We start from the raw sequence: 18,154 nt of genomic DNA on the forward strand, positions 1-18,154 counted from the left end.
TTCTTTAACTCTGATGAGTACTTCTTCCAAGTATGACTTCCCTTAAGACCTTCAATGCCATTGGTTTGGTATTTCCTTATCCAATCTCTAACAGAATATTTTGAGATACCATATTCTCTGGCTAACTGGTCTGCAGATTTCCCTTCTCTTTGATATCTTAAGACAACCTCTAATTTTTCTTCTACACTTTTTGGACTTCTTTTGGACATACGAAAACCCCTCATAGTTTCCAGTGAAATGTTTTTGTTATTTCACTGGAAACTATAAGGGGAGTATATCAGATAGAAGGTCTTTGACTTTTTCTTTTTTTAAAGTCTGAAAGATGTTATAATGAATTGATTATTTCATAATGACATAATATTATAAATGAACGATAGGTGATTAAATGAAAATTGATAAGAGGCATTTATTAAATTACTCAATATTATTGCCCTACCTAATTTTATCGGTTTTAGGATTGATTATGGTCTACTCAACGACCAGTGCAACTTTGATACAATATGGAGCTAACCCCTTTCTATCTGTAATCAACCAAGGTGCTTTTTGGGTCGTCAGTCTTCTTGTAATTCTTTTTATTTATAAACTAAAACTCAATTTCTTGAAAAATTCAAAAGTCTTAACATTAGTGATGTTAGTTGAGATTTTCATGCTAATCTATGCCAGACTTTTTACAGAATCTGTCAATGGCGCACATGGTTGGATTGTTATTTGGAAGTTGAGTTTCCAACCAGCTGAGTATTTAAAGATTATTATGGTATGGTTTCTTGCTTTTACTTTTGCTAGAAAGCAAAAAATGATTGCTACTTATGACTATCAGGCTTTAACTCGGAGACGCTGGTGGCCGCGCAACTGGGGTGACTTGCGTGATTGGCGCGTGTATTTCCTTGTATTTACGGGACTTGTTGCTATCCAACCTGATTTGGGAAATGCGGCCATCATTGTTTTAACTGGGCTAATCATGTTTAGTCTGAGTGGAGTAGCCTATCGTTGGTTTTCGGCAATTCTTGCGACTGTTACAGCCTTATCAACTGCTCTTCTTGGTACAATTGCGCTTGTTGGTGTTGAAAAGATGGCTAAAATCCCTATTTTTGGATATGTTGCAAAACGCTTCAGTGCCTTTTTCAATCCATTTAATGACCTCCAGGAATCAGGACATCAGTTGTCCAATTCCTACTACGCTATGAGTAATGGTGGCTGGTTTGGAATGGGCTTAGGAAACTCAATTGAAAAACGCGGTTATCTACCAGAAGCTCAAACAGACTTTGTCTTTTCTATTGTTATCGAAGAACTTGGTTTAATTGGTGCTGGTTTAATTCTAGCCTTAGTTTTCTTCTTGATTCTTCGTATAATGAATGTCGGTTTAAAATCAAAAGATCCTTTTAACTCAATGATTGCTCTCGGTGTTGGCGGAATGATGCTAATGCAGGTTTTTGTAAATATTGGTGGTATTTCAGGTTTAATTCCATCAACAGGAGTTACTTTCCCATTCCTGTCTCAAGGGGGAAATAGTTTGCTAGTCCTTTCAGCGGCTGTAGGTTTTGTACTCAATATCGATGCCAGTGAGAAGCGAGATGATATTCTCCGTGAGGCAGAAGCAGAGTTACAATCAAAAGTAGAATCATATGATAATAAAATCATCAAATTTAATGATTTTCAGTAAAAATCTCCATTTTGGGGATTTTTTTTGTTAGAATACAGGAAAAGTTGTAACCAATTTCAATATTAATCGTTATATAAGTGAAGAAGGAGGTGAGGAGTATCAAACTGGATGATTTTGAAAAGGAATTGATAGGATTTGCTAAGGAGATTGCCTATTATTTGCGAAAGTCGGGTGCTAGCCCCGAAGAGGCAAATGATATCAGTCAAGATGTTCTGGTAAAAATGCTGGAATCTGAAATCATTCTTCCTTTTGAAAAAATGAGGGCTTGGATGTATCGCTCTGCTATCAGACTATACATAGACCATTATCGAAGAGATAAGAAGTATTTGGATATTTTGCAGAAAGAATTTTTCAAGAATAAGCAAAACAAATATGAAACTCCTGACTATTTACCTCTTTACCATGCCATCAAAAAGCTACCAAGAAAATACCGTATGGTCATTGATTTACATTATTTTCAAGACTTATCAGCCAAGGAAATAGCAGAGCTTTTACATATTTCTATTAGCAAGGTCAAAATCGACCTGATGCGTGGACGACAAAGACTAAAAAAACAATTAGAGAAAGAAGGTTATACTTATGAAGACTTTAACTGATTTTGAAAAAATCGCAAAGAAAAACAAGAGAAAACATCAAATAAAGACTATGCTATTAAGCACAGTTTTAGCCATCTTGACTATCGTTTTAGGCTATATGGGACTTGATAAATTGACCTCTAGCCATGGAGAGGCAATTAAAGATAGATACTTACTCTTGTCTGAAATTGCCTATCCCAATATTGATTACAGTAGTTGGGGATTTGATTCCACCTCACAATTTACAGGGACATTTCGCTCCCAAAGATTTAAGGACATTGATGGCATCAAGGTTCCGTTTGAATCTTATCAGGCTAATTATTCCCTCAGACCTGGAATTGGTGGAGGCAGTAATCAAGATAGTTTGACAGGAGGAGATGATGGAAAATCTCTCTATACTCGCCAAAATGGCTACAAAGTTCCTATGTTCTATAATATAAACTATGACTACAATGAGGAGTCACATGCTAAGGTTACCCAAGATATTTCTCTCCTCAGTCAAATGTCAGGACAAGCAGTAGAAGTAGCTGTGACCTTTGACAAACCCTATACTTTTGAGGAAATAGCAGAGCTGATACCAGATGATATTGCCATAAATTGGTATTGGATTGGAACAAAGAGTGACTATGACACTTCTTGGCTTCAACTAGGAGATCTTTTTGGTATGGCACATAGTACTGACCAGACTAATAGTTATAGCAAGGCCAAAGAATGGGAAGAGAAAGCTGAAAAAGCGATAAAGAAAAATAGAAATGCCGACTTGTCACAAATTGAGGCTGATTATCCAGAATCTGTAGACGAGCAGACTAGTCTTTTAAATAGTTATACTTTCTTTGAAGCAAACTTGAAGGAGGCCATTGAAAAAGATTATCTCGGTAGTAGCTATAGTTATACTGACAGTAATGGACAAGATACAGAATTAAATACAAAAAAAGAGGTAGAAAATTATTTGAAAGCAAACTCTGATGGGGCCACTGCTAAATTCGCTGGTGTTATTCTAACTGGCCGTGCTGAAAACTTTGCCCAATTGCAAAAAGCTGACTGGATTTATGCCTCTAATATAGGACAAAGTGTGCAGATTCAACCATATCACGTCTTGGATAAATAAAGAATTGACTAAAAAAGCATAAAATACTTGCATTTCCGTCATAATTTGTTAAAATAGTAAGGTAAAGTTAGACCGTATTGCCTACTGTCTATCTATAAAATATATTTTATTGGAGGCTTTTCCTAAAATGGCAAAAGAAAAATACGATCGTAGTAAACCACACGTTAACATTGGTACAATCGGACACGTTGACCATGGTAAAACTACTTTGACAGCAGCTATCACTACTGTATTGGCACGTCGCTTGCCTTCATCAGTAAACACACCTAAAGATTATGCGTCTATCGATGCTGCTCCTGAAGAACGCGAACGCGGTATCACAATCAATACTGCACACGTTGAGTATGAAACTGAAAAACGTCACTATGCTCACATCGACGCTCCAGGACACGCGGACTACGTTAAAAACATGATCACTGGTGCTGCCCAAATGGACGGTGCTATCCTTGTAGTAGCTTCAACTGACGGACCAATGCCACAAACTCGTGAGCACATCCTTCTTTCACGCCAAGTTGGTGTTAAACACCTTATCGTCTTCATGAACAAAGTTGACTTGGTTGACGATGAAGAATTGCTTGAATTGGTTGAAATGGAAATCCGTGACCTTCTTTCAGAATACGATTTCCCAGGTGATGATCTTCCAGTTATCCAAGGTTCAGCTCTTAAAGCCCTTGAAGGTGACACTCACTACGAAGATATCGTTATGGAATTGATGAACACTGTTGATGAGTACATTCCAGAACCAGAACGCGACACTGACAAACCATTGTTGCTTCCAGTCGAAGACGTATTCTCAATCACTGGTCGTGGTACTGTAGCATCAGGTCGTATCGACCGTGGTACAGTTCGTGTCAACGACGAAATCGAAATCGTTGGTATCAAAGAAGAAATCCGTAAAGCAGTTGTTACTGGTGTTGAAATGTTCCGTAAACAACTTGACGAAGGTCTTGCTGGAGATAACGTTGGTGTGCTTCTTCGTGGTGTACAACGTGACGAAATCGAACGTGGTCAAGTTATTGCTAAACCAGGTTCAATCAACCCACACACTAAATTTAAAGGTGAAGTTTACATCCTTTCTAAAGAAGAAGGTGGACGTCATACTCCATTCTTCAACAACTACCGTCCACAGTTCTACTTCCGTACAACTGACGTAACTGGTTCAATCGAATTGCCAGCAGGTATCGAAATGGTAATGCCTGGTGATAACGTTACTATCGACGTTGAATTGATCCACCCAATCGCCGTTGAACAAGGTACTACTTTCTCTATCCGTGAAGGTGGACGTACTGTTGGTTCAGGTATCGTTTCAGAAATCGAAGCTTAATCTAATTAAGTTCCCATAGACAATTAAAGCCAGACACTTTATTTGTAGAGCCTCCTTCGGGAGGCTCTTTTGGTTTTATAGTCATTTGAATTTGCTTTGATACATCGTCACTATCGGCTAGCCATACTCTCGGTCGAGAGAAAGAAGTTTCTTCGAGACCAAGCTCAAAGAGTCTATCCCCAGACTTTTTTGTAAACCGACTTAGGTCAGTTATCATTTTCAACCTTAAATAGTCACTTCCCTGACTGTTTGAGCTACCTGTGCCTTACATTTCTTGTCTGAAAGCTAATTCATTCAACTATACTGAAAGAATTGGATGAGATTATCTGATATATTTAACTAGATCGACTCCAGCGACTAGTAATAGCTAGTTAAGGACAATAAAAAGTATATTATTAACTTCATTAAGTATAAGATTAGAAAACTGTAAACAGAATATTTAGAAAAGTGACTAAATAGACTTCTTTACCTTTAAATGAAAGTCAAAATGTGGTAAAATAGTACAGTAAATAAAAAAAGAAGAGGTATGTGAAATGTCACGTAAACCAATTATTGCTGGTAACTGGAAAATGAACAAAACTGCGTCAGAAGCACGCGAATTTGTTGATGCTGTTAAAAATGCTATTCCATCAAACGAACTTGTTGATACTGTCATCGGTTCACCTGCAATCTTCCTTGAAGGAATGAAAAAAGGTGTTAAAGGTACTGAATTGCAAGTTGCAGCACAAAACTGCTACTTTGAAAATGCAGGTGCTTTCACTGGTGAAAACAGTCCAGCTACAATCGCTGACCTTGGTGTTGAATATGTTATCATCGGTCACTCAGAACGTCGTGATTACTTCCACGAAACTGATGAAGACATCAACAAAAAAGCTCATGCAATCTTCGCTAACGGCATGACTCCAATCATCTGTTGTGGTGAGTCACTTGAAACTTACGAAGCAGGTAAAGCAGTAGAATTCGTTGGTGCTCAAGTATCAGCTGCTCTTAAAGGTTTGACTGCAGAGCAAGTTGCTTCATCAGTTATCGCTTATGAACCAATCTGGGCTATCGGTACTGGTAAATCAGCTACTTCAGCAGACGCACAAAACATGTGTAAAGCTGTTCGTGACGTTGTTGCTGCTGACTTCGGTCAAGAAGTTGCTGACAAAGTTCGCGTTCAATACGGTGGTTCTGTAAACCCTTCAAACGTTGCTGAATACATGGCTTGTCCAGACGTTGACGGTGCGCTTGTTGGTGGTGCTTCATTGCAACCAGATAGCTTCCTTGCACTTTTGGACTTCGTGAAATAAGTTCAACTAATTCTTTAGAATAAAGGGCTCTAGCTTTTAGCTAGGGCTTTTTTGTTGAACTTATTATACTCGAATGATATCAAAAGTTGATGAGAATATATGGCGTAAATATTCTAGGGGAGGATAAGTTGAAACTGGTACCTCTTGTTTTGAGTATAATGGTGCATAATACAAAATAAAAGCTCCTCAAACGTGAGGAGTTTAAAGGTTATTGACGTCCAAGAATCTTTTTGATTCCTTGGATTGCTTTATATTTTAATGGTTTAGGATAATAGCGGAAGGTTCCAGCTTTGCGAACGATGTAGCCATTGAAGTTTTGTTTGAAACGAAGTACGCCATCGGAACCATCGAATTCTCCCATGATTCCAAGGAAGTTGTAGAAATTAATCCCACGTTTGATTGCTTCTAGCATGACATGTTCTTGTAAGAGGGCAGGAGCATAGAACTTGTTAAATTCAGGATAAGAACCTGAGAAGAGATAAACAGCTTCTTGAGGGGTATAGACAAAGAGGCTTCCAGCAAGAATGACATCTTTTGTACCATATTTAGAAATAAATTCATTAGCTTCATCCATACGAACTGTGAAGGTATCGAACTGGCTTGATAGTTCTCTGACTTGATTTTGTTTTTTTTCAGAATTTGGATTTTTTTCTAAATCAAGCTTCAATTTATCAATTCGTTGTCCTAATTTATCCTGATCTTTTTGGAGATTTTCTAAGTAATCTTTGAAATTCAAACTTGCAACCATGAATTCACAGGAATCGCCAAAGCTGTCATAGAAATCTTGATAGTAGTCCAATGACTTATCAACGTAATCACGTCGGTCAGAAGTTGAAGATGTAATTTCTTTGAAAAGAGGCAGTTCATCTCGACTTAATTTTTTTAGTTTTATACCAAAAGTTTTAGATTTTTTAACAAGGGGTTTCCCTTTTTTGCTAAATGACTTAAATAAATTATTCTCATCAAGGCCATCCAAATCTTTGACATAAAGCCAATCTGGTTCACCTCCAGGGTAACCTGTTTGTAGACCGTCATGAGTGAATCCTAAATCTAAAAAAGTGTTAATAAGCTCATTATTAGGATCGCTTGTTGGCTGACCATTACTCTCAAAGATTTGATAAGTGTCATAGGGCTTAATAATGAGTTCAAGGGCACCGTTTTCTTTAGCATAGATTTTTACAGCTTCGTAAAAAGCAGGTAGATATTTAGAGTCAAGTGCAGTTGGACCGCAGTTGATTTCCATATGAAGTCCGCCAGTCATTGGAATGGAATAAAGAAGTGAAGCAACTTGTAATTGCTCGTCTTCTTTAAGACCAATGAACTCAACATGACAACCGCGCTTGCTTAAAAGCTCCGCCATTTCCAAGGTTTGCATGAAAGATTTAGAGCTAGCTTGGCTGTAAAAATCTGCAAAAGTCTGAGCTGTTAATTTTTCGAGAACCATTAGTGCTTGCTCCTTAATTTTTTACGAATGCTGTAGGCGAGATTTGATAATCGGTAGAGAATCGGGTTGACAGGAATGTTAAATTCTCCGATAAACTCTTCTATTGTTGGGTTGAATTTAGATTTGAAGTTGTAGAGGCCACCTGATAGGTCGTTTTCAACTCCTCCCATATTTTGCCATTCAATTCCTTTTTCAAATGCATGGTTTGCTGTTTCATACCAGACGTTAATTGCCGGAAGGTAGCGCTTGAAGTCATCATCCATACCAGCATAGATATTTTCGGAGGTATTACCAAAATTAAGGGAAATTGTAGCAGCTAGAGGAACTTTGTCACCCTTTTGGCTCAGCTTGCTAGTCAAAAAGGCAATTTCTTCTTCTAAGCGTTCTAACTCTTTAGCGTTGTTATCGACTTTTGATTGTCGTGTTTTTTCGGTAAAACTTGCCTTTTCAGTTAAGCATTTATCCTTTTGAGTTTCTAATTTGGCAATTCGTTCTGAAAGATTTAAAAATGCCATTGTCACGTAAGAGTCATCGGGATAGGTAGCCAAAAGTTTTTGATAATAGTCCAGTCCTCGTAAATGGATGCCTTTGCGAGATTCTGTTTTTTTCATTAGTTCAGCAAAGTCTGGCAAAAATTCGGCTCCGCCAAATTCAACCACAACCCCTCTATTGCGAGATTGTTTAATGCTTTGCTTAGTTTTTTTAGGTAAGCGATCGAAATCAAAATCTTTTGAATAAATGTTGGCTTGGTAACGCGGTTGGATATTTTCAGCAATATCTGTTGTTCGTCCCACCCATTGAGCTCCTACTTGAGTAAGTGTCTCGATAATAGATAGTGTTTCAAAATTATCATCAGATTTTGCTTCCTTATCACTAAGATTGGTTTGTTTTAGGAAGAGTGATGGATCAAATTTTATAAAAAGTGCACGTTTTGTTTTACCGTATTTTTTTAGAGATTTAATAACAAAGTTAACGAGATCTTTATCATTATAATCCATAATTGGCCCTCTTGGGATGTAAATCAAGGTGAATCCTAGAGGAAGCGGTTGTACCAGGGCACTTGCAACGGCAAGGAGTTTGCCATCTTTATAAAATCCTAGTCGATCATTGCCCCAATTGTCTTTGATTTTTGCCCAATTGCTGCTTTGTAGTAAGTTAGTTTGGTTGCTTTCTTTGACAAAGGCATCATGTTCTTGGGCTGAAATTCCAACTTGATAGGTGTACATTATTTTAATACCCACTCTCTAAGGGCGTGAGCGACGCCGCTTTCTTCATTTGATTTTGTAATGTATTTGGCGATTTTTTTCAATTCAGGAACACCATTTTCCATTACAACAGGATTTCCAACGACTTCAAGCATTGGACGGTCATTTTCAGCATCGCCAATTGCCATTGTTTGGCTCATGTCTAAGCCCATTTTCTCAGCTAAGTGGATGATGGCATTCCCTTTACTTGTTTCTTTGCTCATGAATTCAAGATAGAAGGGTGTTGATTTGACGATGTTATATTTGTCATGAAATTCCTGCGGAATTTTAGCGATAGCAGCATCGAGAATTTCAGGTTCATCAATCATCATCATTTTCACTATTTCTTTACCTGTCATTTCTTCAGGTGTACGGTAGAAGATTGGCATATTAACCAGCGTTGACTCATGAACGGTATACTTTCCAATATTGCGGTTAGCTGTAAAAATACCTTCTTTAGTGATAGCATGCATGTGGACATTTAATTTACGACTGAGATATTCGATATCACGATAATCATCATAAGTCATTGTTTCTTTAACAATTTCTTGTCCTGTGGCAGTATCTTGAACTAATCCACCATTGAATGTGATAACGTAATCGCCTGCATCACGTAAGTTGAGTTCTTCAAGAAGATTTTGAACTCCGGCAATGGGACGACCAGTAGCGATAACAACTTTGACACCTTGTGCCTTAGCTTCTTGGACAGCATGAAAGACTTCGGTTGTAATTTTACGATCATTTGTAATTAATGTACCGTCGATATCAACGGCAACAAGTTTGATAGACATTTATTTCTCCAATTATATGTATAAATTCTCTAACTACTATCTTACTAAAAATCCCTATTTTTGTCATTGTTGACGTCAAAACAAAAAGCTTGATAGCGCTATAATCTTATGTTAAGCTAGAAAAAAATGGAGGTTACCTATGGAGTGGAAAGATTCAGCTATATTAGCTTTAGCGCATCACCCAATATTAGACACAAAACGTTTACGTCTACGCCCGATGACTTTAGAAGATTTATCTGATTATCATGAGTACACTTCCGATCAAGAGGTGCTTAAATATGATTATTATCCTCACCAATCGCTTGCTGAAAGTGAATTGTCATTGGTCAAGTGGAACCTTTCGCACCCCCTAGGACGATTTGGTATTGAGTTGAGAGAAAATGGAAAGCTCATTGGGAATGCTAGTATAACCTTGCAAGATGCTGAAATTGTAGTAATCGGTTATACTTTGAACAAGGATTATTGGAGACAAGGTTTTGGTACTGAACTTGTCAATGCACTCTGTGATTTAGCTTTTGGAAAAATAGCTGCGCAGGCTGTACAGGCGAGGGTTGTATCAGAAAACATAGCCTCCATTGCTTTACTTGAAAAGTGTCACTTTAAGAGAATTTCAGAAAATCTAAAGGCGGCAAATAGTAGGGGTGAGAGCTGTGTATCTTATGATTATGAACGACGCTCAAATCATATATAGTCATTCGACAATACAATAGGTGTCGAACAGAAGTTGATATTAACAAAAGTAGGAGCCTTCTTCTTTTCAGATGTAAGCTCCTGCTTTTTTGTGATTAGTAGTAAATCGTTTTTAATGTTTAAAATGCTCGTTGGAAATATGAGACATAAAGGACTCTTTTACAGAAGAAAAGAGGTCATCTGAGATGAGCATTTCTTTAGGGAAATAGAAACGTCTGTCACCAAAGATTGTTCCAGTAAGAGTCTTAACGAGGGCTGATAGATTGGAGAGCTCAATGATACTGCCGTCTTTTTGAATCATATTAATTTCGGTACGTGGATTGGTTTTTTCTGGACGATAAATATCATATGGCAAATCAAAATTAACATGGATTCCTGTATAATAGTCTGGATCAAAACCAATAGATTGAATTAATTCGATCAAACGATTTAGCTCTTTTTCTGAGTGGCTGTCAAATGTGATAGATTTAAACATTTTGCGGTTGATAAATCTGCTAGCTAAGTCAGATAAAATATCATCCTCAGAGGACATCCAGCTTTGGAAATAGGTATTCATGACACCATCATCAAGAGCTAAATAGTCAGCAAGCTCTGCCTTATTTTCAAAAAATGGTAAAAGGTTTGGAGCAGTTTGTTTAAAGTAATCACTGTCGCTTAGATAGAGAACCTTTGCGCGTTTGAGAAGATTTTGCAGAAGGACCTCCATTGAGCGGCTAGCTGGGTGGAAGTAAACCTGCATGTACATTTGATAGCGGCTGACCAAATAGTCCTCGACTGCGTGCATACCGCTAGCGCTAAATACAATCCCGTCTTTAACAGGACGGATAACGCGTAAGATACGTGTTAGGTCAAATTGACCATAGCTTACCCCACTGTAATAAGAATCCCTCAATAAATAGTCCATACGGTCACAGTCAATCTGACTGGAAATGAGTTGGACAACCTGTTTATTAGGATAGGTGTGGTTGATAACACTGGCCACCTTATCAGGAAAATCAGGTGAAACTCGTCTTAAAATAGCATTGATTTCAGTCTCAGGACTTGTGATTATCTCTTGCGTATAAGCCTCATGGTCCGTATCAAATAGTCGTTCAAAAGTATGGGAATATGCGCCGTGTCCGACATCGTGAAGAAGTGCGGCAGCCATGGTTAAGAGTGATTCATCGGGATTCCAGATATCTGCGTACTTGTTGTCGAAAATATCAGTAACTCTTCGAGCGATTTCATAAACCCCTAAACAATGTGTGAAGCGGCTATGTTCAGCTCCATGGAAAGTGATAGCCGTAGTTGGGACTTGTTTAACACGACGCAGACGTTGGAATTCTTTACTATTGATGAGGTCATAGATGACTTCGTGATTTACGTTGATATAATTGTGAACAGGGTCACGGAATACTTTTTCATTCATATTATCATTATAGCAAAAAGACTTGAAAATGCCTTAATAGTGATGAATACTGGACTAAAAATCTTTACAAAGTTTCATTTTTACATTACAATGAAACAATGACTAGTAACTTTATTTTACACGCGATACAACTACTTTTAGTTGGCCTGATAATTTGGATTTTAGCAACTATTTTAAGTCATGCTAAGAAAAATAAGATTAAACTGACTGAAAAATTTTTCACTGGTCTCTGGATAGGCTACGTTACTGATTTATTAGACACATTAGGGATTGGAACTTTTGCGACTACGACCAGTCTTTTTAAGGTGACTAAACTGGTCGACGATGACCGTAAGATTCCCGCGACTTTAACAACGGCTCATGTGATTCCAGTAATGGTAGAGGCACTCTGCTTTATTACTATTGTGCAGGTTGATATTGGAACATTGGTTTGTATGGCCCTATCATCATTCTCAGGAGCTTTTGTAGGAGCCCGTATCACTAAGAATTGGAATACACGTCAAGTTCAGCGCATCTTGGGAATCCTTCTGATTATCGCTGCCTTTGTCATGGTTTATCGGATGATAACCAATCCAGGCGCAGGCATTTCAGATGATGTCAAGGGACTTTATGGTATCTGGTTATTGGTTGGTATGGTCTTTGACTTTATCGTTGGGCTGCTTATGACAATGGGGCTTGGCAATTATGCTCCAGAATTGATTTTCTTCTCACTTATGGGGATTAATCCAGCGGTAGCTCTCCCAGTAATGATGCTTGATGCTGCTATGATTATGGTAGCGGGATCTAATGAGTTTATCAAATCAGACCGTGTTAATTGGCCAGGTGTTTTTGGGATAATAGTTGGAGGCGTCTTTGGTGTTTTAACTGCTGCCTTTTTCCTAAGTAGTTTAGACATTAATAACCTTAAAATTTTAGTGGTCTTCATTGCCATCTACACAGGAGCAACCCTCCTACGATCTTCCATTATTAGGCGATAATAGCAGAGCTAGACTACTGAAGGAGAAATCATGAATATTACTATCAAAAATCAGATTCAACTGGATGGAGAGACTGAGCTAATCAAGCAAGTGTACCCTGTTCAAGTGACTGAAAAAAACGATCAAATTTATCTTGTTTATCAGAATGAAGAAAATGAAAAAGTCATTATTAAGTGTGGCATAGAAGAGTTAGTAATGACCCGCTATTCAACTCCAAAATCCATCATGCGTTTTCACAAAGACAACCCTGCATTGGTTGCAATACCAACACCAATTGGTACGCAACATTTAATGACTGAAACAGACCTTTATCATTTTGACATTGAAAATAACCGCGTTCGTATAAATTACCAATTGAAACAGATTGAAACAGAAGCTGTATTTGCTGACTATCAACTGGAAATTCAGTGGTGATTCCTTGAAATAAACTTGGTCAAAAAGATTGATAATTCTTGCAAAATCATGAGATTTTGATATAATTATCCAGTACACCAAGGGAGTAGCAGACGGATTATTCCGTGATAATGTCGTCATTACGAAATCATTGATTTCCGGCATTGTCTTAAACAGCGAGACTTGTTTTTAGCAAACAAGTCTCTTTTTCTATTTTAAAGAGACTTGTGCCCCATTTTTAGAAGGAGGAAGCATTTTGTCTAAAGAACAAAAGAAAGAAGCATTCTACACGCAAGACACGGAAACTGTTTTTGCTAGTTTAGAATCCACTAAAAAAGGCTTGTCGTCAGATCAAGCTAAGCAACGTTTAGAGACCTACGGTCCAAATGAATTGGATGAAGGTGAAAAACGTACCATGTTCCAAAAATTCTTGGATCAATTCAAGGATTTGATGATTATCATTCTCTTGGTAGCGGCAGCTCTGTCTGTTATCACTGAAGGTATGGAAGGTCTAACTGATGCCATTATCATCTTGGTTGTAGTTGTCCTTAATGCAGCTTTTGGTGTTTATCAAGAAGGACAAGCAGAAGCAGCTATTGAAGCCCTTAAATCGATGTCAAGTCCACTGGCGCGCGTGCGTCGTGATGGTCACGTTAAGGAAGTTGATTCGAAAGAATTGGTTCCAGGTGATGTAGTTATGCTAGAAGCTGGTGACGTGGTTCCAGCAGACATGCGACTAATTGAAGCAGCTTCGCTTAAAATTGAAGAGGCAGCCCTTACAGGTGAGTCAGTTCCAGTTGAAAAAGACCTCAGTGCAGTTGTAGCTGAAGATGCTGGTATCGGGGACCGTGTAAATATGGCCTACCAAAACTCAAACGTCACATACGGACGTGGTATGGGTGTTATTACTAATACGGGTATGTATACTGAGGTTGGTCACATTGCTGGTATGTTGGCTAACGCTGATGAAACGGATACACCACTTAAACAAAATCTTAACCAATTGTCTAAGGTCTTGACTTACCTAGTGCTTATCATCGCTGCAGTAACATTTGCTGTGGGTGTATTTGTACGTGGACAAGCTCCCTTGAACGGTCTCATGACTGCGGTTGCTCTTGCAGTTGCGGCTATTCCAGAAGGTTTGCCAGCCATTGTTACCGTTGTGCTTTCCCTAGGTACTCAAACCCTTGCTAAACGTAACTCTATTGTCCGTAAGTTGCCAGCGGTTGAAACGCTTGGTTCAACAGAAATCATCGCTTCAGATAAAACTGGTACTCTGACAATGAACCAGATGACTGTTGAGAAACTCTACTACAAAGGTCAACTGCTTGATGCTAACGATGATTTAGCTTTGGATAATATGGCCCTTCGTGTCATGAACTTTGCTAATGATACAAAAGTTGACCGCAAAGGAAAACTTATCGGGGATCCAACAGAAACAGCTCTTGTACAATATGGTCTAGATCATAATTTTGATGTTACTGAAGTACTTAAATCAGAGCCACGTGTTGGTGAGCTACCATTTGACTCAGATCGTAAGCTCATGTCTACTATCCATAAATTAGCAGATGGTAAATTCTTGGTTGCGGTTAAAGGTGCGCCAGATCAACTGCTTAAACGTGTCACTCACATTGAAGATGCTGATGGTGTCCGTGAAATTACTGATACTGATAAAGAAACTATTCTAGCGACTAATAAGGCCATGGCTAAACAAGCTCTTCGTATTCTGATGATGGCTTACAAGTATGAAGATACTGTACCTGAATTGGAATCTGAAGTGGTTGAAAATGGACTTATCTTCGCAGGTCTTGTCGGTATGATTGACCCTGAACGTCCAGAAGCAGCAGAAGCTGTTCGAGTGGCTAAAGAAGCTGGTATCCGTCCAATCATGATTACGGGTGACCATCAGGACACTGCGGAAGCTATTGCCAAACGTCTAGGAATTATCGATGAGGGTGATACAGAAGATCACGTCTTTACTGGTGCTGAACTCAATGAATTGTCAGATGAAGAATTCCAAAAAGTCTTCAAACAATATTCAGTTTATGCTCGTGTTTCTCCTGAACACAAGGTTCGTATCGTTAAAGCTTGGCAAAATGAAGGTAAAGTCGTTGCCATGACAGGTGATGGTGTTAATGATGCCCCATCGCTTAAGACTGCCGATATCGGTATTGGTATGGGTATCACTGGTACAGAAGTTTCTAAAGGTGCTTCTGATATGGTCCTTGCTGATGATAATTTCGCTACTATTATTGTGGCGGTTGAAGAAGGGCGTAAGGTCTTCTCAAACATCCAAAAATCAATTCAATACCTTCTTTCAGCTAACATGGCTGAGGTATTCACTATCTTTTTTGCAACCCTCTTTGGTTGGGATGTGTTGGAACCAGTTCACCTTCTTTGGATTAACCTGGTAACAGATACACTTCCAGCTATCGCTCTTGGTGTTGAACCTGCAGAACCTGGCGTTATGACTCACAAACCTCGCGGACGTAAATCAAGTTTCTTCTCAGGCGGTGTTATGGGAGCAATTATCTATCAAGGTATTTTCCAAACTCTTCTTGTACTTGGTGTTTACGGCTGGGCTATCTTTAACCCAGAACATGCGACAAATGCTGAAATTCATGCGGATGCCCTTACAATGGCCTTTGCCACTCTTGGTCTTATCCAATTGGTACATGCCTACAATGTTAAATCAGTTTACCAGTCTGTCTTTACAGTTGGACTCTTCAAAAATAAACTCTTTAACTGGTCAATCCCGCTTGCCTTTCTTATCTTGATGGCAACCATTGTTATTCCAGGATTTAACCAATTCTTCCACGTTTCTCATTTGAGCGTCAGCCAGTGGGCAGTTGTTGTTATTGGTAGTTTCCTAATGTTAGTTCTTGTTGAGATTGTCAAAGCTGTGCAACGTGCCATGGGACAAGATCAAAAAGCTATTTAAATTTACTAAGTCATTGGACCTTATGTCTGGTGACTTTTTTATAAATAAGAGAAAGATGAAAATATTAGTCAAAATCTTTGCAATCGCTCTTAAAGGAGTCTAGAATATAATAGAAAGGTGGTAATATCATGAAAAAATTCTTTGCTGAATTAATCGGCACGTTTATTCTTGTCTTTGCAGGTACAGGGACTGTTGTTTTTGGTAATGGTGTAGAAGGTGTTGGACATCTTGGAATCGCACTTGCCTTTGGTTTGTCAATCGTAGCGGCAGCTTATTCAATCGGTGCAGTATCAGGAGCTCACTTGAACCCAGCTGTTTCAATTGCTATGTTTGTTAACAAACGTTTGGATGCTAAAGATCTTGGGACTTACATTGTAGCTCAAGTTGTGGGTGCCATCCTAGCTTCTGCGACAGTTTTGTTCTTGGCTTCAAATGCTGGTCTTGATACTTCTAGTCTTGGTGAGAATGGCTTCTCAACTGTAAATGCAGCTGGCGCTTTTATCTTTGAAACAATCGCTTCATTTATTTTTATCTTAGTTATTGTAACTGTTACATCAGCAACTAAAGGTAACGGTAAAATTGCTGGTCTTGTTATCGGTTTGACTTTGACTCTTATGATTCTCGTTGGTCTTAATGTAACTGGTCTTTCAGTTAACCCAGCACGTAGTCTTGCTCCAGCAATCTTCGTTGGTGGTCAAGCCCTCACCAAGTTTGGGTATTTATTCTTGCGCCAATCGTAGGAGGAGTTCTTGCAGCTCTTGTTGGTAAGAATCTTATTGGTACAGAAGATTAAATTGTAGTCATTTAAAAATTGACGAATACATTAAAAAAAATCAGGTTCAAGTTTGAATCTGATTTTTTTAGTTATTTGAAATTAAGAGTTTTTAGCATTTGTCTTAACAAGATTGACGCGGGGTACCAAAGTTGATATCAGGAGAAGAAGCGACCAAGCAATGCGTAACATTTGATCATTTCTTGAAGAGAAGTTGTCCAATGACCAAAAAAAGACTGGGAATATTGTTATGATAAGGAATATATCGAGAGAAATCCAAAGACGGCTGTTTCTTATCATAATTTGATCGCCATCTTGAACCATCATTCTTGGAAGATGTATCCAATTGATGCTAAGTGAAGAACTCTCTGTAGGTAAGTCAAGAATGACAGTTTCCTTATTGTCAATATCTCTTACATATTTCTTATTCAATCTTAGCGGAATTGCTAGATAACCTGTAAACCAGCTTGTTTTTCGAGTAACTGTAATCGCCATACACACACCTTCTTTCTATCATCTATAGTTTTAGTATAACGCTTACAAAAAAATAATCAAGAAAAAGCGCTAGCGAAGCGCCCTAAAGGTCAAATATAGACATGGAGTTGAGAAATTCTCTTTCTAGATTTTCCTTTTTATAGTTTTGAAAATGGCTGAGCTTCTTAACCAAATTGTAGCGTTTTGATAAATTCCAAGTGCCAGTTGGATTGAGCTCAGGATGTTTCTGAACATAATCAATGGTCAAATCCCATTCTCGTACATAACCAAGCGGACGTGAATGATAGCGGATGCCATTAAAATCAACTTGTCCAAATGAACGATGGGCATGACCAAAGACAACATCATTGACACCATGCTTTTGAAAAATATCATGAAAAATTTGGCTCCCTAGAAAAGCATTGAAGGGTCTAAAAGTCTCATGAGTCATGGTGAAATGGCTGTGGGGAACAAAATGCATGCTGACGATGACATCATTATCAATTCTGGCTAAGGTCTTGTCCAGTTGCTGGGCGGTTTGAAGGGTCAACTCCTTATCAGATAAACCGCGATTAAGTCTCCTGTCAAACCAAAATCTATTTTTAAAATTAAGATTGTCTAAATCAGATTTTTCTGGATAAAAGGAGTAGTCATACCAACCGTGGAAGGCTAGAAGTGTCTTGTTTTCGAAAGGAATGATTTGAAAATCCTGAGCTTTTATCTCGGATTCTTTTAAATCCAACATATCATGATTTCCAAAATTATAAGTCACCTTAAAATGCTCAGCCATTTTTTCAAGAAAAGGGAGAGAAATTTCCTGATGATGATTGGATATATCACCAGCTAAATGCAAGTGAGCAGTATCTTGGCTTTTAAGTGTCTGGATGAGTGTCTCCGTTTCAAAATCTCCAAAACCATTGAGATCAATGTGCAAGTCACTCATAACTGTTAGTTTAGTCATAGCATCATTTTAGCAAAAAGATGAGGAAAAGTATGAGAAAATGTTTTATAAATTACTGTAAGAGGTTGATAAATCAGAGTAGTAAGCAATCAGGACTTAA

16 protein-coding genes and 1 pseudogene are annotated in these 18,154 nt (G+C 38.3%); 10 read left to right on the forward strand and 7 right to left on the reverse strand.

The genetic code is table 11. The features are described from left to right. On the reverse strand, positions 1–209 hold a 209-nt coding region (locus F601_RS0109880), incomplete at its 3' end, for a helix-turn-helix domain-containing protein (protein ID WP_018163694.1). A gap of 176 nt (positions 210–385) precedes the next feature. On the opposite strand from F601_RS0109880, the gene ftsW reads away from it, so the two are divergent. From ftsW to tpiA, 5 genes are all read left to right on the forward strand, one after another. Next, entirely contained in the window at positions 386–1,660 is a 1,275-nt protein-coding gene (gene ftsW, locus F601_RS0109885; protein WP_026183185.1) for a cell division peptidoglycan polymerase FtsW, read from the forward strand. A gap of 89 nt (positions 1,661–1,749) precedes the next feature. Further along, on the forward strand, positions 1,750–2,256 hold the full coding sequence (locus F601_RS0109890; RefSeq protein WP_018165524.1) for an RNA polymerase sigma factor: 507 nt from the start codon (positions 1,750–1,752) through the stop codon (positions 2,254–2,256). Then, a complete protein-coding gene (locus tag F601_RS0109895; protein ID WP_018165525.1) occupies positions 2,240–3,343 on the forward strand; it encodes an anti sigma factor C-terminal domain-containing protein in 1,104 nt (367 codons plus the stop codon). The genes F601_RS0109890 and F601_RS0109895 overlap by 17 nt, the downstream gene beginning before the upstream one ends. Before the next feature lie 127 nt (positions 3,344–3,470). Next, positions 3,471–4,667: an elongation factor Tu gene (gene tuf, locus F601_RS0109900; RefSeq protein WP_018165526.1), complete on the forward strand. Its 1,197-nt coding sequence runs from the start codon at positions 3,471–3,473 to the stop codon at positions 4,665–4,667. Between the two features lie 533 nt (positions 4,668–5,200). Then, on the forward strand, positions 5,201–5,959 hold the full coding sequence (gene tpiA, locus F601_RS0109910; protein ID WP_018165528.1) for a triose-phosphate isomerase: 759 nt from the start codon (positions 5,201–5,203) through the stop codon (positions 5,957–5,959). A gap of 208 nt (positions 5,960–6,167) precedes the next feature. Here tpiA and F601_RS0109915 read toward each other — a convergent pair whose 3' ends face one another. Genes F601_RS0109915 through yidA form a run of 3 tightly spaced genes read right to left on the reverse strand, consistent with a single transcriptional unit; the run spans position 6,168 to position 9,438 of the window. Continuing rightward, on the reverse strand, positions 6,168–7,403 hold the full coding sequence (locus F601_RS0109915) for an aminoacyltransferase (protein ID WP_018165529.1): 1,236 nt from the start codon (positions 7,401–7,403) through the stop codon (positions 6,168–6,170). Further along, the gene (locus F601_RS0109920; protein ID WP_018165530.1) at positions 7,403–8,629 is read right to left on the reverse strand and encodes an aminoacyltransferase; all 1,227 of its coding nucleotides are present in this window, start codon (positions 8,627–8,629) and stop codon (positions 7,403–7,405) included. The genes F601_RS0109915 and F601_RS0109920 overlap by 1 nt, the downstream gene beginning before the upstream one ends. Next, positions 8,629–9,438, reverse strand: coding sequence for a sugar-phosphatase (gene yidA / locus F601_RS0109925; RefSeq protein ID WP_018165531.1), 810 nt, complete (start codon positions 9,436–9,438; stop codon positions 8,629–8,631). The genes F601_RS0109920 and yidA overlap by 1 nt, the downstream gene beginning before the upstream one ends. Before the next feature lie 139 nt (positions 9,439–9,577). Here yidA and F601_RS0109930 point away from each other — a divergent pair, with 139 nt between their 5' ends. Further along, complete coding sequence (locus tag F601_RS0109930; protein ID WP_018165532.1) at positions 9,578–10,129, forward strand: GNAT family N-acetyltransferase; 552 nt, start codon at positions 9,578–9,580, stop codon at positions 10,127–10,129. A gap of 111 nt (positions 10,130–10,240) precedes the next feature. Here F601_RS0109930 and F601_RS0109935 read toward each other — a convergent pair whose 3' ends face one another. Continuing rightward, positions 10,241–11,536 carry an HD domain-containing protein gene (locus F601_RS0109935; protein ID WP_018165533.1) on the reverse strand — a complete coding sequence of 432 codons (1,296 nt, stop codon included), beginning with the start codon at positions 11,534–11,536 and terminating at the stop codon, positions 10,241–10,243. A 98-nt stretch (positions 11,537–11,634) separates the two neighbouring features. Between F601_RS0109935 and F601_RS0109940 the strand changes: the two genes are divergently transcribed. The 4 genes and pseudogenes from F601_RS0109940 to F601_RS12550 all read left to right on the forward strand — a co-directional run bounded on the left by F601_RS0109940 (position 11,635) and on the right by F601_RS12550 (position 16,640). Further along, positions 11,635–12,513 carry a sulfite exporter TauE/SafE family protein gene (locus F601_RS0109940; protein WP_018165534.1) on the forward strand — a complete coding sequence of 293 codons (879 nt, stop codon included), beginning with the start codon at positions 11,635–11,637 and terminating at the stop codon, positions 12,511–12,513. 30 nt (positions 12,514–12,543) lie between these two features. Then, positions 12,544–12,927, forward strand: coding sequence for a YwiB family protein (locus F601_RS0109945; protein ID WP_018165535.1), 384 nt, complete (start codon positions 12,544–12,546; stop codon positions 12,925–12,927). A gap of 235 nt (positions 12,928–13,162) precedes the next feature. Then, entirely contained in the window at positions 13,163–15,847 is a 2,685-nt protein-coding gene (locus F601_RS0109950; RefSeq protein WP_018165536.1) for a calcium-translocating P-type ATPase, PMCA-type, read from the forward strand. A 128-nt stretch (positions 15,848–15,975) separates the two neighbouring features. Beyond that, positions 15,976–16,640: pseudogene (locus F601_RS12550) on the forward strand (MIP/aquaporin family protein). A gap of 81 nt (positions 16,641–16,721) precedes the next feature. Here the strand turns inward: F601_RS12550 and F601_RS0109960 are convergent. Further along, on the reverse strand, positions 16,722–17,114 hold the full coding sequence (locus F601_RS0109960; protein ID WP_018165537.1) for a hypothetical protein: 393 nt from the start codon (positions 17,112–17,114) through the stop codon (positions 16,722–16,724). A gap of 82 nt (positions 17,115–17,196) precedes the next feature. Continuing rightward, a complete protein-coding gene (locus F601_RS0109965; protein ID WP_018165538.1) occupies positions 17,197–18,054 on the reverse strand; it encodes a metallophosphoesterase in 858 nt (285 codons plus the stop codon). Positions 18,055–18,154: the final 100 nt, after the last annotated feature.

This window comes from Streptococcus henryi DSM 19005 (genome assembly GCF_000376985.1).
In the GTDB taxonomy this organism is placed as follows: domain Bacteria; phylum Bacillota; class Bacilli; order Lactobacillales; family Streptococcaceae; genus Streptococcus; species Streptococcus henryi.